24 protein-coding genes are annotated in these 23,422 nt (G+C 65.1%); 2 read left to right on the top strand and 22 right to left on the bottom strand.

The genetic code is table 11. The features are described from left to right. Window positions 1-153 precede the first annotated feature (153 nt). Window positions 154-963, top strand: coding sequence for an exodeoxyribonuclease III (xth, locus tag ACQR10_RS18130; protein ID WP_316218765.1), 810 nt, complete (start codon window positions 154-156; stop codon window positions 961-963). After that, complete coding sequence (gene bla / locus ACQR10_RS18125; protein ID WP_316218764.1) at window positions 960-1,829, top strand: class A beta-lactamase; 870 nt, start codon at window positions 960-962, stop codon at window positions 1,827-1,829. The genes xth and bla overlap by 4 nt, the downstream gene beginning before the upstream one ends. On the opposite strand, the gene ACQR10_RS18120 is transcribed toward bla, so the two are convergent. The 22 genes from ACQR10_RS18120 to ACQR10_RS18015 all read right to left on the bottom strand — a co-directional run bounded on the left by ACQR10_RS18120 (window position 1,784) and on the right by ACQR10_RS18015 (window position 23,350). Continuing rightward, window positions 1,784-2,629 (bottom strand): urease accessory protein UreD, encoded by an 846-nt coding sequence (locus tag ACQR10_RS18120; RefSeq protein WP_316178533.1) that lies wholly within the window; start codon window positions 2,627-2,629, stop codon window positions 1,784-1,786. The two genes, bla and ACQR10_RS18120, sit on opposite strands and share 46 nt — an antisense overlap. Then, complete coding sequence (gene ureG / locus ACQR10_RS18115) at window positions 2,626-3,270, bottom strand: urease accessory protein UreG (RefSeq protein WP_316218763.1); 645 nt, start codon at window positions 3,268-3,270, stop codon at window positions 2,626-2,628. Before ureG ends, ACQR10_RS18120 begins: the two co-directional genes overlap by 4 nt. After that, window positions 3,267-4,973 (bottom strand): urease subunit alpha, encoded by a 1,707-nt coding sequence (gene ureC, locus ACQR10_RS18110; RefSeq protein ID WP_316218762.1) that lies wholly within the window; start codon window positions 4,971-4,973, stop codon window positions 3,267-3,269. Before ureC ends, ureG begins: the two co-directional genes overlap by 4 nt. A 3-nt stretch (window positions 4,974-4,976) precedes the next feature. Then, window positions 4,977-5,675: an urease subunit beta gene (ureB, locus tag ACQR10_RS18105; RefSeq protein WP_316236397.1), complete on the bottom strand. Its 699-nt coding sequence runs from the start codon at window positions 5,673-5,675 to the stop codon at window positions 4,977-4,979. Window positions 5,676-5,686: 11 nt separating this feature from the next. Further along, entirely contained in the window at window positions 5,687-6,364 is a 678-nt protein-coding gene (locus ACQR10_RS18100; protein WP_434864060.1) for an urease accessory protein UreF, read from the bottom strand. Then, window positions 6,357-6,806: an urease accessory protein UreE gene (ureE, locus tag ACQR10_RS18095; protein WP_316178523.1), complete on the bottom strand. Its 450-nt coding sequence runs from the start codon at window positions 6,804-6,806 to the stop codon at window positions 6,357-6,359. The genes ACQR10_RS18100 and ureE overlap by 8 nt, the downstream gene beginning before the upstream one ends. A 265-nt stretch (window positions 6,807-7,071) precedes the next feature. Next, window positions 7,072-7,374, bottom strand: coding sequence for a putative quinol monooxygenase (locus tag ACQR10_RS18090; protein ID WP_434864059.1), 303 nt, complete (start codon window positions 7,372-7,374; stop codon window positions 7,072-7,074). Next, window positions 7,374-8,888: an amidase gene (locus tag ACQR10_RS18085; RefSeq protein WP_434864058.1), complete on the bottom strand. Its 1,515-nt coding sequence runs from the start codon at window positions 8,886-8,888 to the stop codon at window positions 7,374-7,376. The genes ACQR10_RS18090 and ACQR10_RS18085 overlap by 1 nt, the downstream gene beginning before the upstream one ends. Window positions 8,889-8,974: 86 nt before the next feature. Next, a complete protein-coding gene (locus ACQR10_RS18080; protein WP_315799794.1) occupies window positions 8,975-9,676 on the bottom strand; it encodes an ABC transporter ATP-binding protein in 702 nt (233 codons plus the stop codon). Further along, complete coding sequence (locus tag ACQR10_RS18075; RefSeq protein ID WP_315711676.1) at window positions 9,673-10,401, bottom strand: ATP-binding cassette domain-containing protein; 729 nt, start codon at window positions 10,399-10,401, stop codon at window positions 9,673-9,675. Before ACQR10_RS18075 ends, ACQR10_RS18080 begins: the two co-directional genes overlap by 4 nt. A 1-nt stretch (window position 10,402) precedes the next feature. Further along, window positions 10,403-11,458, bottom strand: coding sequence for a branched-chain amino acid ABC transporter permease (locus ACQR10_RS18070; RefSeq protein ID WP_434864057.1), 1,056 nt, complete (start codon window positions 11,456-11,458; stop codon window positions 10,403-10,405). Further along, window positions 11,458-12,324, bottom strand: coding sequence for a branched-chain amino acid ABC transporter permease (locus tag ACQR10_RS18065; protein WP_315711674.1), 867 nt, complete (start codon window positions 12,322-12,324; stop codon window positions 11,458-11,460). The genes ACQR10_RS18070 and ACQR10_RS18065 overlap by 1 nt, the downstream gene beginning before the upstream one ends. Window positions 12,325-12,389: 65 nt before the next feature. Further along, a complete protein-coding gene (locus ACQR10_RS18060) occupies window positions 12,390-13,628 on the bottom strand; it encodes an urea ABC transporter substrate-binding protein (protein WP_315799792.1) in 1,239 nt (412 codons plus the stop codon). 100 nt (window positions 13,629-13,728) lie between these two features. Then, window positions 13,729-14,778, bottom strand: a complete 1,050-nt coding sequence (locus ACQR10_RS18055) for a substrate-binding domain-containing protein (RefSeq protein WP_315799791.1) — start codon at window positions 14,776-14,778, stop codon at window positions 13,729-13,731. 199 nt (window positions 14,779-14,977) lie between these two features. Then, complete coding sequence (locus ACQR10_RS18050; protein ID WP_316218758.1) at window positions 14,978-15,454, bottom strand: GNAT family N-acetyltransferase; 477 nt, start codon at window positions 15,452-15,454, stop codon at window positions 14,978-14,980. A gap of 47 nt (window positions 15,455-15,501) precedes the next feature. After that, complete coding sequence (locus ACQR10_RS18045; protein WP_409977886.1) at window positions 15,502-16,218, bottom strand: tetratricopeptide repeat protein; 717 nt, start codon at window positions 16,216-16,218, stop codon at window positions 15,502-15,504. Between the two features lie 103 nt (window positions 16,219-16,321). Continuing rightward, window positions 16,322-18,046, bottom strand: a complete 1,725-nt coding sequence (gene ilvD / locus ACQR10_RS18040) for a dihydroxy-acid dehydratase (protein WP_316178514.1) — start codon at window positions 18,044-18,046, stop codon at window positions 16,322-16,324. Between the two features lie 236 nt (window positions 18,047-18,282). Then, window positions 18,283-19,254: a tripartite tricarboxylate transporter substrate binding protein BugD gene (locus ACQR10_RS18035; RefSeq protein WP_316178512.1), complete on the bottom strand. Its 972-nt coding sequence runs from the start codon at window positions 19,252-19,254 to the stop codon at window positions 18,283-18,285. Between the two features lie 90 nt (window positions 19,255-19,344). Continuing rightward, window positions 19,345-20,586, bottom strand: coding sequence for a threonine synthase (locus ACQR10_RS18030; protein WP_316178511.1), 1,242 nt, complete (start codon window positions 20,584-20,586; stop codon window positions 19,345-19,347). A gap of 137 nt (window positions 20,587-20,723) precedes the next feature. Next, window positions 20,724-22,145 carry a dihydrolipoyl dehydrogenase gene (lpdA, locus tag ACQR10_RS18025; RefSeq protein WP_316178509.1) on the bottom strand — a complete coding sequence of 474 codons (1,422 nt, stop codon included), beginning with the start codon at window positions 22,143-22,145 and terminating at the stop codon, window positions 20,724-20,726. A 118-nt stretch (window positions 22,146-22,263) separates the two neighbouring features. Then, window positions 22,264-22,836, bottom strand: a complete 573-nt coding sequence (locus ACQR10_RS18020) for a hypothetical protein (RefSeq protein ID WP_316178507.1) — start codon at window positions 22,834-22,836, stop codon at window positions 22,264-22,266. Between the two features lies 1 nt (window position 22,837). Then, complete coding sequence (locus ACQR10_RS18015; RefSeq protein ID WP_316178505.1) at window positions 22,838-23,350, bottom strand: hypothetical protein; 513 nt, start codon at window positions 23,348-23,350, stop codon at window positions 22,838-22,840. Window positions 23,351-23,422 lie beyond the last annotated feature (72 nt).

The raw sequence follows: 23,422 nt of genomic DNA, 5'->3' as shown, positions 1-23,422 counted from the left end.
GCATGAATACGCGCAGCGCGCGCCCCCGACCATGCCGCACCGTGCATGGCATTGTTGCGACGCCTGTGATTCCCACGCCATTCGCCTTGACCGGAGTGGTCGCGGCTTGATCTAACCGGGGCCGTTTCTCTTTCCCCCCGGGAACCTCAGGCCATGCGTATCGCCACTTGGAACGTCAATTCGGTCCGGCAGCGGATCGATCACCTTCTGACCTGGCTCAAGGAATGCTCCCCGGACATCGTCTGCCTGCAGGAGATCAAGTGCACGGACGACGCATTCCCGCGGCTGGAGATCGAGGCGCTCGGCTACAACGTCGTGACCCACGGTCAGAAGACCTTCAACGGCGTCGCGCTGCTGTCGAAGCTGCCGTTCGATGAAACCAAATCGGGTCTGGATGGCGACGCCGAGGACGTGCATGCGCGCTTCCTGGAGGGCGTGGTCAGCCTCAAGAGCGGGGTGGTGCGCATCGCCTGCCTCTATCTGCCCAACGGCAACCCGCCGAACACGGAAAAATATCCCTACAAGCTCAAATGGATGTCGCGGCTTCGTGACTACGCGCGTGAACGGCTGAAGACCGAGGAGCCGCTGATCCTCGCAGGTGACTTCAACGTGATCCCCGCCGCCGACGACGTCTCCAACCCCGAGGCCTGGGTCGAGGACGCGCTATTCCGTCCCGAGACGCGGGAGAGCTTCCAGTCGCTGCTCGGCCTCGGGCTCACCGACGCGCTGCGCGCCGTCACCGACGCGCCGGGGCAGTACACGTTCTGGGACTATCAGGCCGGCGCCTGGCAGAAGAACATGGGGATCCGGATCGATCACCTGCTGCTGTCGCCGCAGGCCAGCGACCGGCTGGTCGAGGTCGGCATCGACAGCTATGTCAGGGCCTGGGAGAAGCCGTCGGATCACGTGCCGGTGTGGGCCGATTTCGATCTCGAGACGGCGTCACTCGAGGGCGCTCGATGACGATCTACACACGGCGGCAATTGTTTCCGCTCGCACTCGTGCCGCTGCTGGTGGCGAAGCCGGCGGTTGCCGCCGACCTGCAGGCGACGATCGCCGGCATCGAAGCCGACAGCGGCGGTCGGCTCGGCGTGGCGCTGCTGGACACCGCGAGCGGCGCGCTCAGCGGCCACCGGCTCGACGAGCGGTTCCCGATGTGCAGCACCTTCAAGGCGCTGCTGGCGGGCGCGATTCTCGGCAAGGTCGATGCCGGCACCGAGCAACTGGCGCGCCGCATTCCGATCGCGCAAGGAGACATCCTGTCCTATGCGCCGGTCACCAAGGCCTATGTGGGGACGTCGGGCCTGTCGGTCGGCGAACTGTGCGAGGCGACCGTGACGCTCAGCGACAACACCGCGGCGAATCTGCTGCTGGCGACGCTCGGCGGCCCCGCCGGCTTGACCCGCGCCATCCGCGGCTTCGGCGACGCCATCACCCGGCTCGACCGCATCGAGCCCGCACTCAATGAAAGCGCGCCCGGCGATCCGAGGGACACGACGACGCCCGCGGCGATGGCGCAGACCTTGGCGAAGCTGACCACCGGCACCGCCCTGTCAACGGCGTCGCGCGATGTCCTGAATGGCTGGCTGATCGCCTGCAAGACCGGTGGCGCCAAGCTGCGCGCCGGCCTGCCCGGCGAATGGCGCATCGGCGACAAGACCGGCGCGGGCGACAACGGCAGCAGCAACGATGTCGCCGTGATCTGGCCGACAGGGCGCGCGCCGGTCCTCGTGAGCAGCTATCTCACCGAGACCAAGGCCAGCGACGACAAGCGCAACGCGGTTCACGCAGCGGTCGGCCGCGCCGTCGCCGCCGCGCTCGGGGCCTGAGCCGCCGCCTCGCGATAGATCGCGGCGATCGCGTCGACTCCGGTGCGCAGGTGGCGCATCTGGCGGCCCGCGAGGCGCACGCCGAGACCGGCGCTCTCCGGCAGCAGGCTCGCCGCGGCGTAGAGGCCGTCGATGCAGGACAGCGCATCGGCGAGACGCTGGCGGAGCGCGGCGAGATCGTTCGTCGGCGGCAGCATCAGAACGGCCGAGCCGAACGCGCGATGACCGTTGAAGACCGCGACATCAGGATCGCTCAGATGCATACGGTCGATGAGGAGCGGCTCCTCGCCCGTCCGGCGCACGACGAGCGCGGAGTCGAGCTCGCGGAACAAGCGTCCTTGCCCGTCCGGGTCATGCATCGTGAAGGCGTCGGTCACCAGCGCCGATGCATCGGCGGCGCAGTTCAGGTCGAGCACCTGGCACAGGGCCGCCCCGGGAAACAGAATACGCGGCTCCGGCCGATAGTCGAGCCTGGCGCCGGTCGCGACATGCAGCAGCACCTGCTCCACGGCGCGCGCGCCGGGCTCGGCGCGATGCACCGACGTGGCGCCCTGCGTCATCACGCAGACGGCTGCACCGGGGCCAAGCGTGAAGCGCTGCGTCAACCGGTCCTCGCCGTGCACGGCGCCACTGCCGGTCTGCAGGATCACGCTGAGGCAATCCGGCCGCGCGGCATCGGTGTGGAAGCTGCGCGTCAGCACGAACGGCCAGGCAAACAGCCGGCGATCGATCACGGTGCGGCCGCCGCGGCGGGCGAAGGAGAGATCGAGCCGCGGCGGCTCTGGGGCTGAAGCGCTCACGTGCGGAACAGCACCTCGCGCTCGAGCAGGTCGACGATCGCTTCAACGCCCTCACCGCGCCGGCAGTTGGTCAAGAGCACCGGCCGGCCGTCGCGCACAGCGGCGGCCTCGCGCAGCATGCGCGCGAGATCGACGCCGACATGAGGGGCGAGATCGACCTTGTTGATCACCAGGAGATCGGCGCGGATCACGCCGGGGCCGCGCTTGCGCGGGATGTCGTCGCCGCCGGCGACGTCGATCACGAACATCCAGAAATCGGTGAGGTCGCGCGAGAAGGTCGAGGCGAGATTGTCGCCGCCGCTCTCCAGCAGGATCAGCTCGACGCCGGGAAAGCGCCGCTCCAGTTCGTCGGCGGCCTCGATGTTGAGCGTCGGATCCTCGCGGATCACGGTGTGCGGACAGGCGCCGGCCTCCACCGCCGAGACCCGCTCGGGGTCGATCAGGCCGGAGCGGCGCACGCGCTCGGCATCCTCTGCGGTGACGAGATCGTTGGTGATGACGGCGATGTCGATGCCGCGCGCCTGCAGCGCCGGGATCAGCTGCTCGACCAGCGCGGTCTTGCCGGAGCCGACGGGGCCGCCGATGCCGACGCGCGCGGCCGTCATTGGCGCATCGGCGCGGGTGAGAGCGAGACGGCTCATCGCAGCATGAACCTCCTCGCGAGCGGCACGGTTGTCGCGGGCGGACACATCAAGAGCTTGCCGTCGGCGCGGACCTCGAAGGTCTGCGGATCGACCTCGACATGCGGCATCGCCGCGTTGCGGACCATGTCGGTCTTGCGCAGGCGGCGCACGTTCTTGATCTGCACCGTCTCGCGGCCGAGCCCGAGCCTGCCGCGGATGCCGGCGTCGACCGCGAGCTTCGACATGAAGTTGACGCCGAGACGCTGCGGCGCTGCGCCAAGCGCGCCCCACATCCGCTTCTGGATCATCGGCTCCGACAGCCCGAGGCTGCCATTGCCGTCGCCCATCGCGGCCCAGACCGGAAAGCCGTTCTTGATCACCATGTAGGGCTTCAGCCCGAACGAGGCGCGCGGCCACAGCACGAGATCGGCCATCTTGCCGACCTCGATGGAGCCGACGACATGATCAATGCCGACGGCAATGGCCGGGTTGATCGTGAGCTTGGCGATATAGCGCTTGATGCGCTCATTGTCGGCGCGCGTCGTCGTCTCCTCCGGCAGGCGGCCAATGCGGTCCTTCATCACGCTCGCAAGCTGCCAGCATTTGGCGACGTTCTCGGCGAGCCGGCCCATGCCCTGCGTGTCCGTGCCGAAGATCGAGATCGCGCCCATGTCGTGCAGGAAATCCTCCGCCGCCATCGACTGCGCGCGCACCCTGGACTCGCCGAACATGACATCCTCCGGCGAATTGTAGTTGAGCTGATGACAGATCATCGTCATCGGCACGCCCTCTTCCATCCCATACGACGTGTACGGATTGGTCGGATTGGTGGACGATGGAATGACGTTCGGCCAGGACACGACCTTGAGGAGATCAGGCGCATGGCCGCCGCCGGCGCCCTCGACGTGGTACATGTGGATGGTGCGGCCATCGACCGCCGCCATCGTATCCTCGCAGAAGCCGTATTCGTTGATCGAGTCGGTGTGCAGATGCACCGCGAAGTCGTGACGGTCCGCCGCGATCAGGGTCTTGTCGATCACGTCGGGCGATGCGCCGAAGTCCTCGTGGATCTTGACCGACATGCCGCCGGCCGCGACCGCCTCCTCGACAGCTTCCGGATTGGAGCCGCCGCGGCCGAACAGCGCGTAGTTCAGCGGCGAGAACTCGATCGACTTGAGGAAATGGCCGAAGTTCGGGCCCGAGCCGGAGCCGACGTCGAACACCGGCCCCGAGCCGTTGCCGACCATCGTGGTGGTGCCGCCGGCCAGCGCGTGATCCGACTGCTCCGGCGAGATCAGATGCGCGTGGCTCTCGATCGCGCCCGCGGTGACGATGAACGGGCCGCCGGCGATCGGCGCGGTGGTGTGACCGACCACCATGTCCGGATGCACGTCCGGCATGATGTCGGGATTGCCGGCCTTGCCGATGCCGACGATGCGGCCGTCGCGGATGCCGATGTCGGCCTTCACGATGCCGATCACGGCGTCGACGATGGTGGCGTTCTTGACGACGACGTCGAGGGCCTTGTGAGTGGACGTCCGGTGCGCCGCGACGGCCTCGCCGTCGCGGATGTTCTTGCCGGCACCGACCAGCAGCTCATGGCCGTAGGTCGTGTAGTCGTGCTCGATCTCGGCGAGCAGGCTGGTGTCGGCGAGCCGGACGAGATCGCCTTTCGTGGGACCGTAAAGCTCGGCATACGCTTGCCGTGTCAGTGTTGCCATGACCTAGGCTCCGAGATAGCCACGCGATTGCGCGAGCTTCAGCGCCGCGTCGCGCGCGCCGGGCGCATCGAGCGGACCATTGACCAGCCCGGCCTGGCCGCGCACGATCCGGTCGCCGGTGATCGGCACCAGCCGCACCGATTTGAAGATCCCCGGTTCGAAGCGCATCCCGAGCCCGGCGGGGCGGTCGATCTTCATGCCCCAGGCGGCGGCGCGGTCGAAGCGCAGCGCGCGGTTGACCTCGAAGAAATGGGTGTGGCTGCGCACCTGGATATCGCGATCCCCGGTGTTGACGACATCGATGGTGACCGCCGGCAATTCGCTGAACATCGCGATGTCGTCGCCGCCGGCGATGATCTCGCCGGGCACGATAGTCTCAGGCTCGGCGCCGTCGGCCGGCTGGATCGGTTCGAACAGCGCCATCACCTTGGTGCCCTCGGCGAACATCAGCTCGACATAGAGCATCGGAATCATCTGGGCGACGCCGGGCTCGACATCGTCTGATGTGAGCAGCCGTCCGGCCATGTCGCGGATCTCGGCATAGGGCAGATTACGGCGCGCCGCGGTCATCACCTCATCGGTAATGTAGGCGACCGCTTCGGGATGGCTCAGCTTGATGCCCAGCAAGCGATTGCGCCGCGCCATCTGCGCGGCGTTGAAGATCACGAGACGATCCAGCTCGGTCGGCGACAGGTTCATCATGGCGCGGCACCTCAGGTCGTGAACATGCGCACATGCCGCAACGGCCCGCGCGACACGGCGATATCGATGAAGGGCGTGAAGCTCGACGGCATCGCGTCGTCGTCGGGTGTGCCGTTGAGCAGATCGCCGAGCCGTGCGCGGGCGCGCGCCAGGCTCTGCTGCGAGTCGATGTGGCCGATCAGGCCGAGCCGCACCGCGGCGCTGACGAGGCCAGTGATGAGGGTCCAGCCGGAGACGAGCTCGGCGGCATCGAGGCTCAGGCCGGCATCACGGCCGGCGATCGCCTGCACCACGGCGAGGTGTCCAAGTCTCGGATCGGCCGAGACGCGCGCGCGGTAGGACACGGACAAGGGGCCTGCAAGCTTGACCCAGACGCCGAGCAACGCCCTGCCCGCACGCCGCGAGCCCTCGCGCATCTCGGCCGACGGCGTCGTGGCCTCGGCGAGGCGATCCACGGCTACCATCGCCGCGGTATCGCCAGCGTGCCAGGCGCGCCGCAGCAGGATGCGATCCATCGTGGCCCAGCGCTGCGCAAGGTGATCGGCAATGACGCCGTCGAGATCGCTGCGGTCGGGCAGCAGGCCATCGGCGGCGAGGCCTTCGATGCCCCAAGAGAAGGCAAAGCCGCCGGCGGGAAAGGCGCTGTCGCCGAGTTGCAGCAGGGCCAGCGTCTCGCCGCGGTCAAACATGCGCGCGCTCCACGACTTCGCCGGCGTCGAGCAGCGGCTTGATCCGCGCACGGTAGGTCTCGATCGGGGCGTCGAGCAGTACGACGAGGCTGTCGCCCTCGAAGCGGACGCGCCAGTGCAGATTGCCGGCATGCCAACCGAGCTTGAGCGCGCTGGCCTCGTCACGCGCCTTGAGGCGCAGCACATGCTGCTCGCCAAAACGTGCGATGATGGCGCGATCGGAGTCGAGATGCAGCAGCGCGCCGTCGACCAGCTCCTCGTCGCGATCCAGGCTGACGGCGCAGTCGGTGCCGCGATCGGTGGTCAGGCGGAAGCGCTTGCGGCCGGCATCCTCCGGCGGCACGAACAGCAACTCGATGCCACCGCGATGCTCCAGCGCGTGGATGCGGCCGGCATAAGCCTTGTCGCTCGCGCGTCCCAGGATGCCGTGCAGACGGAGCATCGGCGATGTTCCTCTTGTTGTTCTGCGCTCGTCGTTTGGGGCCTCATGGTTCGAGACGCCCGCCAAAGGACGGGCTTCTCACCATGAGGATCGAGATAGAGGGCGGGACTTGCATGCGGTGTGGCCGCAAGCCCCGTACGATTTTGCATGAGGCTCGCTTTGGCCGAAGACTTTCATCCGGCCAAACCCGAAGCCCTCGTCGAGAGGAGCCCGCCCTTGGCGGGCATCTCGAAGAACGGTTGGTGTGGTCATCTCTCGCCGCGCCCTACCGCATCGTCGCCGACACCTCCTGCGAGGTCACGAGAATGACCTCGCCGTCGAGGATCGGCATGGCGATGCCGAAGAAGGTCGCCACCGCGGCGGAGCCGTTGTGGCGGTCCATCGCGGCCTTGTCGGCGAAGCGCTCATAGGTCGTGAACAGACCCGGCTCGGTCTCGCTCTGCGAGATGAAGAAGCCGATCGTCTCCGGCTCGTTGGCCGCGACATGGGCCGCGACGGCGACGAGGGCGTCGCGCATCGTGGCCTCTTGTCCCGCCTTGGCCCTGATGACCGCGGTGATGGTGATCATCAGAAGGTCTTCCAGTCGCCGTCGGCCTCGAACGCCGCCGCCGCCTGGTAGATCGTGGCCTCGGCGTAGTCCTTGCCGATCAGCATCAGGCCGACCGGCAGGCCGTCGGAGAGGCCGCACGGCACGGTCATCGCGGGATGGCCGGTGACGTCGAACGGGCTCGTCGTCGCGGTCATCTCGAAGGCGCGCTGCACCACTTCGGCGAGCGGCGCGTCCTTGGCCGGGATCGGCGTGGCGACGCACGGCAGGGTCGGCATCAGCAAGAGGTCGTAGGAGCCGAACATCGCGTCATAGGCTGCCTTGGCCTGGATCGCGATGTTGCGCGACTTGGCGTAGTAGCGGCCGCGGTAGTGCTCGAGGCCCCACTGGCCGACCAGCATGGTCAGCTTCAACGTCACCGACAAATCGTCAGCGCGCGTGCGCCAGCCGGAATGCGCGTCGAGCAGGCCGACGTCGTAGAGGCCCTTCCAGTTGAAGCCCATGCCGTTGCCGAGCATCATCTGCACCAGGAAGCCTTCCAGCGTGATCGGATTCCACGCCGCCAGCGCATGCATGTGCTCGGGGATCGAGACCTCCGACACCGACGCGCCCATCTTGGCGAAGCGCTCCGCGCCGGCCTTGACCTTGCTGACCACGCCCTCTTCCATGTTCGGCGCGCTGAAGCCTTCCTTGAGCACGCCGATCTTGAGGCCCTTGACGCCCTTGCCGAGCGCCTCGGTGTAGGCCGAGACCTTCGGCGCATATTGCCGCGGATCGAGGCCGTCGGCACCGGCCAGCACTTCGAGCAGCAGCGCGTTGTCGGCGACCGACTTGGTCATCGGCCCGGTGTGGTCGATCGTCGACTCGATCGGCATGACGCCGGTGTAGGGCACGAGACCGTGCGTCGCCTTCATGCCGTAGATGCCGCAATAGGACGCGGGAATGCGGATCGAGCCGCCCTGGTCGCCACCGATCGACATGTCGACCTCGCCGGCCGCCACCAGCGCAGCGCTGCCCGAGGACGAGCCGCCGGCCGAATAGCCCATCTTCCAGGGATTGTGCACCGGCGCGGGATTGGAGGTATGGCTGCCGCCGGACAGGCAGAAGTGCTCGCAGACGGCCTTGCCGACGATGGTGCCGCCGGCATCGAGGATGCGGGAGACAATGGTGGCGTCGGCTGCGGGAATGAAGCCTTCCAGCGTGGTCGAGCCGTTCATCATCGGCACGCCGGCGAGCGCGACGTTGTCCTTCAGCACCACCGTGCGGCCGGCGAGCTTGCCGGACGACGCACCCTTCACCTCGGTCTTGATCGCCCAGGCGTTGTACTTGTTCTCCTTAGGCATCGGCTTGGCGCCCGGCGTGCGCGGATATTTCACCGGCGGCAGCGGGTTCGGCAGTTCGTCGATGATGTCATACTGGTCGAACATGCCGCCCATCAGCGACAGATATTCGGCGGCCTCCTCGACCGTCATGTTCATGTGCAGGCTGGCGGCGAGATCGGCAACTTCCTCGGCATTCGGGCGTTTGATGGACATGAGTCATCCTTTCTTGTGAGGACAAGCTGGGCAGAGACAGCAAATTGTCAGTTCAATGGGCCGGCGCGCGCGCGCCGGTACGGGCTCTAGCTCGGGATCATCTGACCTTCCCGGGCCAGGAGAGTCTCACGGTCGAGTTCCTCGGTGATACGCCCCTTCTGGATGTGCAGGATGCGATCCGATAACGACGTGATGAATTCGAGGTTCTGCTCGACCACGATCAAAGACATCTTCCAGCGCGACTTCAACGCCAGCAGCGTCTCGATGATCTCCTCGATGATCGACGGCTGGATGCCTTCGGTCGGCTCATCCAGCAGGATCAGCTTGGGCTTTGTGCACAGGCAGCGCGCCAGTGCCAGCAATTGCTGCTCGCCGCCCGACAGCGCGCCGCCGCGGCGGTCGAGCAGCCGCACCAGGCGCGGAAAATCCTGCAGCACGGCATCGATGACACTGCGGTCCTCCCTCGGCGCCGCAGCGAGCCCCATGCGCAGATTTTCCATGACCGACAGGTCCGGAAAGATCTCGCGGCCCTGCGGCACCAGGCCGATGCCGAGCCGGGAGCGCTCGTGCGGCTTGAGATGCGTGATGGTCTTGCCGGCAAACACGACCGAGCCGTCGGTGGTCGGCAGGTGTCCCATCAAGGTGCGCAGCGCCGTGGTCTTGCCCATGCCGTTATGGCCGAGGATGCCGAGATATTCGCCGTCGGCGACCGTCAGGTCGACGCCGAACAGGATCGGAATCCGGCCATAGCCGGACTTGAGCCCCTTGACCTCGAGAAGCGTGCTCATGCGGCCACCTTCTTGCCGAGATAGACGTCGCGCACGCGCTGGTCGGCGAGCACCTTGTCGACGGTATCCTCGACCAGCACGCGGCCCTGGTGAAACACGGTCACACGCTTGGCGATCTGCTTGATGAACTCCATGTCGTGCTCGACCACGACGATGGCGCGGGTCTGGTTGATCTCGCGGATGATCGCAGCGGTATGGAACGTCTCCTCGTCGGTCATGCCGGCGGCGGGCTCGTCGAGCAGGATCAGCTCGGGCTCGGCGGCGAGCACCATGCCGATCTCGACCCATTGGCGCTGGCCGTGCGACAAGGTCGCGACGATACTGTCGGCGTAGTCGGTCAGCCGGATCATCTCCAGCACGGCATTGACCGCCGGGCCCTGCTGCCGCGGCGTTGCCTTGCGCCGTACCGCCATCCAGATGTTCTCACGCACCGAGAGGCCGTTGAACACGTTCGGGACCTGGGTCTTGATGCCGATGCCCATGCGCGCGATCTCGTGCGACAGCTTGCCCGCGATCGGCATGCCGCGGAACGCGATGCTGCCCGACGTCGGCACCAGTTGTCCGGTCAGCGTCTTGAAGAACGTGCTCTTGCCGGCGCCGTTTGGGCCGATCAGGCAGCGCAGCTCCATCTCCTGCAGGGTGAACGTGATGTCGTCATTGGCGACCACGCCGCCGAAGCGCATCGTCAGGTGCTCGGCCTTGAGCAGAGGAACGAGGTCGGCCATGTCACTCGGCTCCTGCAGGATGCGGCGCCGCCGCTGACGGGACCGGCGGACCATTGGTCTTCGGCTTCTTGTCCGGGATCAGCCGCATCACCAGATCACGCGCGGTCGGGAAGATGCCCTTCGGCAGGAGCAGCACGAACACCACGAGTACGCCGCCGAGAACGAGGTTGGAGTTCAGGAGCTGCTGCGAGCCGATATAGGCGACGATGTACTCGATGACGACGCAGCCGATGATCGGCCCGAGCAAGGTGCCGAGCCCGCCGACCGTGATCCAGATGATGATCTCGGCGGACAGCGACAGGCTGAAGATGGTCGGGCTGACGAAGGCGCCCCAGTTGACGTAGAGCGCGCCGGCAAGACCGGCGATGGCGCCGCCGAGGATGAAGGTCAGGCACTTCACCAGCCGCGGATCGTAGCCGAGCAGCGACGCCCGCACCTCGTTCTCGCGCACCGCGACGATGATGCGCCCGGCCGGCAGCGCCAGCAGCAGCCGCAGCAGCAGGAACACGCCGAGCAGCACGTAGGCGGTGGTCCACCACGACTGCTCGGGCGACAGCACGGTCGACGGATCGAACGGCATGTTGAAGGTCGGCACCGCCGGCATGCCGTTGAAGCCGCCGAGCAGCGCCTTGCCGATCTTGTAGGCGTCGCCCGAGGTCGAATTGACCGAGTTGAACAGGATCAAGGTGACGGTGAGCGTGATGACGCCGAGATAGACGTCCGAGATGCGGCCGAAGAAGATGAAGTAGCCGAGGATCGCCGCGAACAGCGCAGGCACGGCGATCGCCAGCAAGATCGCCGGCGTCGAGTCCTGGAAATTCACCGCTGCAATCGCGTAGGCATAGCCGCCGAGGCCGAAGAAGGCGGTCTGGCCGAACGACAGGATGCCGCCGTAACCCCAGATGAAGGCGAGGCTCAGCGCCAGAACCGACATCGCGGCGAACAGTGTCAGTTGCATCAGGCCGAAGAGCTCGATCACGCTCGGCACGATCGCGATCACGCCAATGGCGACGACGGTCCCCACGGCCTGCAGAGCGAGACGAAGGCGCTTGTCCATCATAGGTTCCCCTTGAAGAAGCGCCCGGAGATGCCCTGCGGCAGCAGACGGATGAGCACGATCGCGGTGGTGAAGACGATCACCTCGCCATAGACGGGCGTGGTGAAATAGGCGCCGATCTGGTTGACCGAGCCGAACAGGCTCGCCGCCGAGAGCGTGCCCGACAGGATCGCCGCGCCGCCGCCAACCACCGTCATGAAGGCCTTGGCGACATAGGCGCCGCCCATCACCGGCGTGATGCCGGACACCGGCGCCAGCAGGCCGCCGGCGAGACCCGTCACGGCGGCCCCGAGCGCGAACGTGCTCATGTAGACGCGGGCCGGGTTGACGCCGAGCGTGGCCGCCATCGCCGGGTTCTGCATGGTGGCGCGGGCGACCAGGCCGAACCGGGTGTAGCGCATCACGCCGTAGATGATGGCCATCATGACGGCCGCCATCAGTGCAAGGAACAGCGTGTAGTAGCTCGACTGGTACGAGCCGATCGAGAAGCCGCCGAGCGGCGTCGGCACGCCCTGCTGGGTGTTGCCGTAGATCGTGGTGATGATGCCGATGATCAGGAGGCTGAGGCCCCAGGTCGCGAGCATGGAATCGACCAGGCGGCCGTAGAGAAACCGGATCAGGCAGCGCTCGATCACGAGGCCGACGATGCCGACGAACAGGGGCGCGATGATCAGCATCGCGATCCAGATGTTCACCCCGGCATTGGCCGAGATCACGGTGGCGTAGGCGCCGAGCATGATGAACTCGCCATGGGCGAGATTGATGATCTTCATCATGCCGAAGATGATCGCCAGTCCCAGGCAGAGCAGGAACAGCGATGAGATTCCGTTGAGGACATCCAGCGCGAGGATGACGTAGATCGCCATGCGTCAGGTCTTTCAGGGCAGTCCAATGAAACCGGGCCCCGCCGGATGGCGGGACCCGGCACGCGTCAGAGATTGATGATGTACTGCTTGACGTCGTTCGGGTTCTTGACGAGGTCACAGACGCTCGCGGTGTCCGCGGGCTTGGCGTCGGTGTAGGTCTCGAGCACCGACCATTTGCGGTCCTTCACCTCGGCCAGGAACGCGTTGCGGACGGTGTGATGGGTCTGCTTGTCCAGCGAGACCTTGCCGCTCGGGCCGTCGAAAACGAGGCCGCTTTCGAGCGCCTCGATCACCTTCATGCGGTCGATGCTGCCGGCCTTCTTGACGCCTTCAGCCCAGAGCATGACGCCCTCATAGGTGCACGAGGCGAGCTCGCTGATGTAAGGCGAATCCGGATGCGCCTTCTTGATCTTCTCGACGAAGCTCTTGGAGGCCGGCGTGGTCAGCTCCTCGAAATAGCCGTAGGCCCCGATGACCCCATCGCTCTCCGCCGCATCCAATGTCGAGGGCTCGTTGACGAGACCAAAGGTGGTCGAGGCGATCGGGATCTTCCCCTTCATGCCGGCCGCGGTCCACTGCCGGTAGAACGCGGTGTGGTTGCCGCCGACCAGCGCCGACAGGATGAGGTCGGGCTTGGCCGCCTGGATCTTGGAGATGGTGGAGCCGAAATTGGTGACGTCGAGCGGGAAGAAGTCTGTCGCCAGGATCTCGCCGCCATTGTCCTTGCAGTATTTGGTCATCCACTTCGCGGTGATCTGACCGTAATTGTAGTCGGCCGCGATGATGTAGGCCTTCTTGCCGGACTTCTTCATCGCGCTCGGCACAAGCTTCTCCACCGTCTGCGCCGGCGTGGTGCCGGTGCAGAAGGTGTTGCGGTCGCAGACGCCGCCTTCGTACAGCGTGTTGTAGAAGTACAGCACCTTGAAACGGTCGAAGGTCGGGCGGATCGCCTCGCGCGAGGCCGAAGTAATGCCGCCATGGACGACATCGACCTTGTCCTTCACCGCCAGCTGCTGGGCGTATTGCGAATAAAGCTGGATGTTGGACTGGGTGTCGTAGTGGATCACCTTCAAGGGACGCCCGAGCAGGCCGCCCGCGGCGTTGATCTCCTCAACGGCAAGCTGCAGCGCGTAGACCATCGGCGTGCCGGAGGTGCCGATGGGACCGGACTGGTCGTGCAGGCTGCCGACCGTGATCGGGTTCTCGGCCGCGAGCGCACCCGAGCGCAGCACGGCGGGTGCCGCGATCAATGTCGAGGTCGCGATGGCCGAGCGTTGCAGGAAACGACGTCGGGAGAGAGTCATAAAGGTCCCCATGGGTTGATGATGCTGGTTCATGATCCGCGAGAAGTTTAAAATTACAATATTTGAAAAGGCAAGTGTTTTTTGGAGCGCGCCCTGCGCCTCAGCGCGAGGCGACGACCGCGAAGTCGTAGCCATCCAGCTCGGCGAGATGGATCGGATGGCGCCCGCCAACCACCGGCTGCGCCTCGTTGCCGCGCGCCGTGCGCCGCTGCAGCGTGCGCCCGAAGACGCGCCTGAGATCGCGGGCGTCGAAGCTCTCGGCGCGCTCGATCAGCGCGGCGAGCGCGTGAATGCCTTCGTAGCAGGACTCGCCATAGCCGTTGGGCGGCGGCGGATTGTCACCGAAGGCCGTGTAGTAGCGCTCGAGAAACGCGCCGTTGTTGCGCGACCGCAGCGAGGCGAAATAGCTGGAGGCGACATAGACATTCTCGGTCTCGCCGCTGTCGAGCCCGTAGACGATGGTCTCGTCGAAGGCGGACGAGAATCGCAGCACGTGACGGCTGAGACCGGCGGCGCAGAAGGCGCGGCTGAAGGCGATGCAGTCGAAGCCGAGAAAGACCGGCAGCACCACGTCGCTGCGCGTGGTCTTGATGCGGTCGAGCATCTCGTCGAAATCGTGGACGCCGACCGGCACGTAGCATTCGCCGGTCACGGTCCCGCCGAAGCGCGCGATCAAGCGCCTGGCGATGCCGAGCGACGAGCGCGGCCAGATGTAGTCGTTGCCGCACAGGAAGAAGCGCCGGGCGCGCTTGATCTCGGAGAGCCACTGCACCGCCGGCCCCAGTAATTCGCCGGCGGTCTCGCCCGTGGTCATCACATCGCTGTTCGCCGGCAGGCCCTCGAACTGGGGCGTGTAGACGAACGGCACGCGGCCGCGCGCGGCTTGCGCGACGGGATCGCGCGCGTAGCTCGGCAGCATGCCGATCAGGCCATCGACGGCGAGCTCGTCGACCGCCTCCACCGCAGCCCGGCCCGCGCTGGCGCCGGTCGCGCCGGCGTCGATGACGATCAGCTCGACCTGTCGGCGGCGGATGCCCGCGGCCTGGTTCAGCTCGGTCACGGCCAGCCGCCCACAGGCTTCCGCGGAGGGTGCCCACAACCCTGCCGAGCCGCGCCGAGGAATGATCAGGCCGATCCGAACGCTGCGCAAACGTGCCGCCTCTGCTGTTGCAGGGGACTTGCACTCACGAATCGTGCCAAGCGCGTTTTGGCGTCATCGCGGTCGTTCGTGTACCAAAGATCGCCGATTTTGGTTATGGAACCTGACGCTGATCAAAACATCGGCGCGCCGACGCCTATTCGTTAGGCATCCGCGGCCATGGCCTCGATGTCTCGCCATGGCTCGCGACTCACGGCGCAGTGGCGAGGGTCTTGCTCATCGGATAGGAGGCCGCGGTGCCGAACTTGCCGGCGGGCACGCCGACATCCGCGTAGCCGCGGGCGAGATAGAATCGGTGCGCGGTCTCGGTGCTCAGCAGGGCCACGTCACGCGCGCCCAGTGCGGCCGCCCGCCGCTCCAGCTCCGCCAGCAGAGCCGAGCTGATGCCGCGAAAGCGTCCGCGCGGCGACACGTAGTTGAGCGTGATCTCGCCGGGGTGGGCGAGCCCGCCGACGGCGAGAATCACATCATCCTCGACCGCGACGAGCAACGATCGCCCTCGCCCGTCCGCCCAGGCCGCGACGTTCTGCGGTGTCTTGTTGGCGAGCCAGCGCGCCAGGATATCAGGGCTGCCGCGGTGATCCGCCAGGCACAATTCGGATATGGAGGCGCGCAACACGGCGCAGGCCACCTCGGCATCGTCAGCCGTCGCATCGCGGATGATCATCGCAGTCCCTCTGTCGAACGGAGGGAACGCGATGCATTCCGCTCCTGCTACTCGCGCTTGCCCTGCACCCAGCTCTCGAGCATCTGCAGCGCCGAGGCGCGGTCATCGTCCGAGGCCTTGGCGAAGGCGCGGTTGTAGCTCTCCTTGATCCAGGCTTCGTCCGGACCGGCGCTGTCGCGCGCCAGCGTGAGCCACATCAGTCCGCGCGCCGGCTGGCGCGGCAACCGGTCGCCGTTGAACAGCATCTGACCAAGCAGCGCCTGGGCCTGGTGCTGGCCCTTCTGCGCGGCGAGGCCGAGCCAGCGCGCGCCATAGCGGAAGTCGTCGCGCGAGGCGTCTGCGGTCTTCAGGTACATCCGCGCCAGATCGTACTGGGCGTCGGCATTGCCGAAATAGGACGCCGCATAGGAGAACATCTCCCGCGCGCGATCCGGATCGGCCTTGACCTTCGTGTTCGGAATGCCGCTCAGGTAATAGCGGCCGAGCGCGACAAAGGCATTGGCGACGATCTGCGCCTGAGGCGCCGACGGACTGTCCTCCGCATGCGCATTGGCGATGCGGCTGAAATAGTCGAAGGCGCGCATGTCGTCGCGCGCAACGCCATCGCCCGCCGCATACATGCGGCCGAGCTTGAACTGCGCAATCGGGTGACCTTCCTCCGCCGCGTATTGCAGCGCCGTCAGGGACTGCGTGGGCGAGGTCGAGGACGTCGTCGCGGGCAGCGCCTTGCGCAGCGCGCCGGCGCCAGCCTGCTGTCCAGCCACGGGGATCGCCGGCTCCTGGTTGACCGGAGCGCCATCGAACGCGAACGATGGCGTCGGCAACGCGAGCGGGGCAACCCCCAGCATCAATGCGAAAAGGATCCGATCAGATGTCCGCATAGCAATACTTCTCTTGCGCACCACCTGGATGGGTCACGGCGCCCGCCACGGCCGGCCCCACCTGCTGGGCATATTTCCAAAGTGCACCTGACGTGTGATGCGTCTCACGCGGCGTCCACTTGGTCTTGCGTGTCGCCAGCTCGGCATCGCTCAACTTCACGTTAAGGATGCCCGCCTCGGCGTCGATCTCGATGATGTCGCCATCCGCGACCAGCGCGATCGGTCCGCCGACCGCCGCCTCCGGTCCGATATGGCCGATGCAGAAGCCCCGCGTCGCGCCCGAGAACCGGCCGTCGGTGATCAGCGCGATCTTGCCGCCCATGCCCTGCCCGGTCAGCGCCGCCGTGGTCTGCAGCATTTCCCGCATGCCCGGACCGCCGCGCGGCCCCTCGTAGCGAATGACGATCACGTCGCCTTCGCGATAGGTGCGCTTCTGGACGGCGTCAAAGGCGTCCTCTTCCCGATCAAAGCAGCGGGCCGGCCCAGAGAATTTCAAGTTCGACATGCCCGCGACTTTCACGATCGCGCCCTCTGGCGCGAGATTGCCTTTCAGACCGACCACACCTCCGGTTGCAGTGATCGGCTGGTCGGCCGGCCTCACCACGTCCTGGTGCGGATTCCACTTCACGCCATTGAGGTTTTCGGCGATCGTCCGGCCGGTGACTGTGAGGCAGTCGCCGTTCAAATAGCCATGGTCGAGCAACGTCTTCATCAAGAGCGGAATGCCACCAGCCTCGAACATGTCTTTGGCGACATAGCGGCCACCCGGCTTCAAATCCGCGATATAAGGTGTCTTTTTGAAGATTTCGGCGACGTCGAATAAGTCGAACTTGATGCCGGCCTCGTGTGCAATCGCAGGTAGATGCAGCGCAGCATTGGTCGACCCGCCGGACGCCGCCACAACCGCAGCGGCATTTTCCAGGGATTTTCGCGTGACGATGTCGCGCGGCCGGAGGTTGGCGGCGATCAGTTCCATGACCTTCTCGCCGGCGGTCATGCAGAAGGAATCACGGATCTCGTAAGGCGCGGGGGCGCCGGCCGAATAAGGCAGCGCCAGCCCGATCGCCTCGGACACCGTCGCCATCGTGTTGGCCGTGAACTGGGCGCCGCAGGCGCCGGCCGACGGACAGGCGACGCGCTCGAGCTCGTCGAGGTCGTCGTCCGACATCGCACCCACCGAATGCTTGCCGACAGCCTCGAACATGTCCTGCACAGTGACCTGCTGGCCGCGGAAATTGCCGGGCAGGATCGAGCCGCCATAGATGAAGATCGAGGGCACGTTGAGCCGGACCATCGCCATCATCATGCCTGGCAGCGATTTGTCGCAGCCGGCGAGGCCGACGAGCGCATCGTAGGAGTGGCCGCGAATCGTGAGCTCGACGGAATCGGCGATCGCCTCGCGCGACGGCAGCGACGAGCGCATGCCGTCATGGCCCATTGCGATGCCGTCGGTCACGGTGATGGTGCAGAACTCGCGCGGCGTGCCGCCGGCGTGGGCGACGCCCTTTTTCACCGCCTGGGCCTGCCGCATCAGCGCGATGTTGCAGGGCGCAGCCTCGTTCCAGCACGAGGCGACGCCGACGAAGGGCTGATGGATCTGCGCCGTGGTGAGGCCCATGGCGTAGAGGTAGGACCGATGCGGCGCACGCTCGGGCCCTTCCGTCACATGACGACTGGGCAGCCTGCGCTTGATGTCGGTCTTCGCGTCCATCGCTGTTTTGGCCTCCCGGTGCTGCGGAGAACGCTCAAAATCCGGCAAGTGGATTTTCGGCAGCCTCACACGCACTGGTTATGTTCTGATCAAAGTATTTCACGACCAGGTGTGGCTAAAAAGCGGCGCGTTTGCGGAGCGCCGGAGATTGTTACCAAAACTTCGCAAACTGTGGCGACGTCGCAACATTCGTGGCCGATGCGCAACCATCCTTGGTTGGCAGGAACTGAGGGCGCCTACTCCGGCACCACCCCTGCGGCGCGGATCATCGGCCACCATTTGCGGATCTCGGCCCGCTGCAAAGTTCCAAGCGCGGCGGGGCCGCGCTGATCGGCCGCCGGCATCTGCAACCCCAGGTTTTTCAACTGGTTTTTCACATCCGGCTCGTCCAGCGCGGCCACCGCCGCCGCACTGAGCGTATCGACGATCTCCTTGCTGACGCCCTTCGGCAGCCAGAGGCCCGACCACAGGGTCATGTGGAAACCCGGCAGGCCGGCCTCGTCGGTGGTCGGAATCTCCGGCGCGGACTCGAGCCGCTTGGCGTCGGTGACGGCGTAGGCGCGGATCGTCCCGGCTCGAACCTGGTTGATGGCGTTGGAGGTCTGGTCGACGATCAGGTCGATCTGGCCAGCGACCAGATCATTCATCGCCGGCCCCGTGCCGCGATACGGCACATATTGCAGCTTGAGGCCGGTGACCTGCTCGAAATAGAGCCCTGCGATGTGGCTGCCGGAGCCATTGCCGGCGGTGCCCGCCGATACGGGGTTCGGCTGCGATTTCACCCAGGCGAGAAACTCCGGCAGCGACTTGGCCGGGATGTTGTTCCTGCTGACGATGATCATCGGATTGCTCGGCAGCAGCACCACCGGCTCGAGATCGGCCTCGAGGTCATAGCCGAGCCGGTAGACGGCGCCGTTCGCGACATGGGTGCCGAGATGGCCGAAGCTCACGGTGTAGCCGTCGGGCTTCGAGCGCACCGCGCGTCCCACGCCGATCGAACCGCCCGCCCCGGTCACGTTCTCGATCAGAATGGGCTGCCCGAGCGTCTGTCTCATGTGCTCGGCGAGGATGCGCATCATCGCATCCGACGGGCCGCCGGCGGCGAACGGCACGATCACGGTGATCGCGCGCGAGGGATAATTGTCGGCCCGCGCCGGCAACGTCAGCACGAGACATACAAACAGCACGGCGCAAAGAGCTCGTCGCATCACGTCCTCCCTTGTGTCGCACGCGCCGGTCACAGACGCGAATGCGTCTGCGCCGGAGCATGTGCCCGAGGCCGCGGTGCTGGTTGTTAGTTAGAACTGCCCGAAGTCGATCGGCTGGTGACGATCGAGCGTGCGGGTAACCGGCGGCAGCGGATATTTAAGTCCTGTCGCGCAATTGAACAGCATGACGCGATCGTTTTTCGTCACGCGTCCGTCGGCCAGGCTCTGCTTGTAGGCGGCATAGGTCGCCGCGCCCTCCGGGCACAACAGCAGCCCCTCCTCGCGCGCGACCTCGGTGAGCGCAGATGAAATCTTCTCGTCATCGACCGCGATGGCGAAACCTTTGCTCTCGCGCACTGCGCGCAGGATGAGGAAATCACCGACGGCCTGGGGCACGCGGATGCCGGACGCGATGGTGTGGGCGTCCTCCCAGCGCGTGGCGTGCTCGACGCCCTGCTCGAAGGCACGCACCATCGGCGCGCAGCCGGAGGCCTGCACCGCCACCATGCGCGGACGTTTTGCGCCGATGAAGCCGATCTTCTCCAGCTCGTCGAACGCCTTCCACATGCCGATCAGGCCGGTGCCGCCGCCGGTCGGATAGAAGATCACGTCGGGCACGTCCCAGCCGAGCTGCTCGGCGAGTTCCAGGCCCATCGTCTTCTTGCCCTCGATCCGATACGGCTCCTTCAAGGTCGAGGTGTCGAACCAGCCGACCTTGGCCTTGCCCTCGCCGACGATCTTGCCGCAATCATCGATCAGGCCGTTGACGCGATACACGGTCGCGCCTTGCAGCTCGATCTCGCTGACATTCACCTCGGGGGTGTCTGCCGGACAGAAGATAGTGGTCTTGATGCCGCAGGACGTTGCATAGGCCGCGAGCGCAGCACCGGCATTGCCGTTGGTCGGCATCGCCATGTGCCTGATGCCGAGCGCCTTGCCCATCGACACTGCCATCACTAGGCCGCGCGCCTTGAACGAGCCGGTCGGCAGCCGGCCCTCGTCCTTGACGATGATCTCGCCGCCGCCGAGCTTCTTCGACAGCTTGGGCAGATTGATCAGCGGCGTCATCACCTCGCCGAGGCTCACGATGTCGGCGCATTTGCGCACCGGCAGCAGCTCGCGATAGCGCCACATGTCGGCCGGACGCTGCGCCAGCGCGTCCTTGGTCAGCGCCTGTTTCACCCCTGCGAGATCGTAGCGCACCAGCAGCGGCTTGCCGGCCTTGGAGAGGTTGTGAACCTGGTCCGCCGGATAATGATCGCCTTCCATCGCGCATTCGAGATGGGTGACGAAGGTCGGGCGCTCGGTGGTGAGATTGTCGCTGGATTTCACGGCGGAGCCTTCTTGTTGTGCCCGTCTGGTCATCTCCGTCATTGCCGGGCTTGCCCCGGCAATCCATCCCCTTCGCAAGTATTTTCGAAGGGGATGGATGCGCGGGTCAAGCCCGCGCATGACGGCCGGTGAGCGGATTACATATTCAGCACGCGGCCGTAGGCGTCGAGCACAGCTTCCTTCATCATCTCCGACAGGGTCGGATGCGGGAACACCGTGTGCATCAGCTCTTCCTCGGTCGTCTCGAGGTTCATCGCGACCACATAGCCCTGGATCAGCTCGGTGACCTCGGCGCCGACCATGTGGGCACCGATCAGTTGCCCGGTCTTCTTGTCGAAGATCACCTTGACCAGACCCTGGTCCTCGCCGAGCGCGATCGCCTTGCCGTTGCCGACGAAGGGGAAGCGGCCGACTCTGACGTCGCGGCCCTGCTCCTTGGCCTTGGCCTCGGTAAGACCGACGGAGGCGACCTGCGGATGGCAATAGGTGCAGCCCGGAATCAGGTTCTTGTCCATCGGGTGCGGATGCAGCCCCTTGATCGCCTCGATACAGACCACGCCCTCATGCTCGGCCTTGTGCGCCAGCATCGGGGGACCCGCGACGTCGCCGATCGCGTAGAGGCCGGGCACGTTGGTCTTGCCGTAGCCGTCGATGACGATGCAGCCGCGATCGGTCTTCACCCCGAGCTTCTCCAGACCGAGATTCTCGATGTTGCCGACCACGCCGACCGCCGAGATGACGCGGTCGAACTCGACCGACTCGGTCTTGCCCTTGCCGTCGTCGATCGTCGCCACCACGCTGTCGCTCTTCTTGTCGAGCTTGGTGACCTTGGCCCCGGTCATGATCTTGAGGCCCTGCTTCTCCAGCTGCTTGCGCGCGATGCCGGCGATCTCGGCGTCCTCGACGGGCAGAATCTGCGGCAGCACCTCGACCACGGTGACCTCGGAGCCCATGGTGCGGAAGAACGACGCGAACTCGATGCCGATCGCGCCGGAGCCGACCACCAGCAGCGACTTCGGCATCCTGTCCGGCACCATCGCCTCGAAATAGGTCCACACCAGTTTCTTGTCCGGTTCGAGGCCCGGCAGCACGCGCGGCCGGGCGCCGGTCGCGACGATGATGTGCTTGGCCTGGTAGGTGCCCTCGCCGAGCGCGCCCTTCGGCGCCTCCACGTCGGATTTGGTCACGGTGACCTTGCCGGGCGCATCGATCGCGGCACGGCCCCAGATGACCTGGACCTTGTTCTTCTTCATCAGAAAGCCGACGCCGTCGTTCAGCCGCTTTGACACCCCGCGCGAACGCTGCACCACCGCCTTCGGATCGTAGGAGATCTTCTCCGCCGACAGGCCGTAATCCTTGGCGTGCTGCATGTAGTGATAGATCTCGGCCGAGCGCAACAGCGCCTTGGTCGGGATGCAGCCCCAGTTCAGGCAGATGCCACCGAGATAGGATTTCTCGATGATCGCGGTCTTGAAGCCGAGCTGGGCAGCGCGGATCGCGGCGACGTAGCCGCCCGGGCCGGAGCCGATGATGATGACGTCGAAATTTGTGTCGGCCATGCTTACGCCTACAGCTCCTCAGAAGGTGTCGAACTGCGAGAGAAAGAGCAGAAAGACATTAGCACGTTCTGTAAGCGGATGCTGTCTACAAAGGAAGCCATTTTGAAGCATAGGTCGTCTACGAACCTACCATCTCTCGACGCTTCTCTTTGATCTCGACAAAATTGCCAACGTAACGCTCGACAATCGACGACAAAATCGGCGTATGCAGGACGCGGTAGAAGAACCCAGCTATAACTCCGCTTTCACTGAGCCAGGCTAAAACGTCTCCCTCCAAGCGGATCGCCATTAGTGCTCGAAATTGTTCTTCATCTATATTGTCAATGATTCTCATCGCGGTCGCATCAACCAGATCCTCTTCGACGGCGCGGCCCAGAGATCGGAACCTATTTCGCGCAATGTAAGCAGACGTCAGATCGATCAGATATGATACGCTGGCATCAAGCCCTTGCTGCGCCTCTGGCACAATCGAGGCCCTATCCCGCTCCAAAAGAAGAGGTAGCTGCTGCGATATGTCGTCATCTATCTTTCGGACGAACGGCCTCTCTCTCGACCGCTTGATTTTCTCGACTAGCTCATACTCTGCGAAGTTGCGCGCGAGATTGGATTTGCCGATCCGAAAAAACCAAACGAAAACGAACGAAAGGTTTGCTCCTATGACGATCAACATAAATATTCCTAGCGAAGTCATCCTAACCTCCTAGGCGGTCCTTTGTTCGTCGAATTTCGACTATGCTGACGAAGTATGCAAAGATGATAGACAGCATCCCAAAAAAGTAGATTTTCAATTCCGCGTCAAAATATTGCGAGTACTTCTCGATAGTCGAAAATGATCCGGCGTATGAAATGTATCCAAAGAGAAATGATCCAATCCCACCGAGAACACAGATTGCAGTCGATACCCCAGCTTGCCAGCCCAACTTATACTTCCCTGTGGCATCAACGGCCGTTTCGAACCAGTTAAGGCCGGCTGCCACGGCGAGGGCCAAGCCGATGAGCAGCCATTGATCGAACGCATGGGCAAACTTCTCGATTCTGCCGACTGCCGTGTGATTTTCCCATGCAGTCAGCCCAACCGTCCGATCATATGCGTTGTACGCCCACACGCAGGGCGCGATGCTTATCAAGACGGTCGCAACAGCTCCGACAAGGCTGTACCCCAATCTGTCCGTCCAGAAATCACTCAGTATTCGCTTTGAAGTCATGGGATTGGTCTGCTATCAGGCTGACATCTCAACAACAGGTTGCATACTGAGTTTGTCCGTCGAAAAAATCAA

The organism is Bradyrhizobium sp. HKCCYLRH2060 (genome assembly GCF_051168135.1).
In the GTDB taxonomy this organism is placed as follows: domain Bacteria; phylum Pseudomonadota; class Alphaproteobacteria; order Rhizobiales; family Xanthobacteraceae; genus Bradyrhizobium.
Note: the sequence above shows the minus strand (reverse complement) of the source record. Positions and strands in the feature narration are given on the sequence as shown.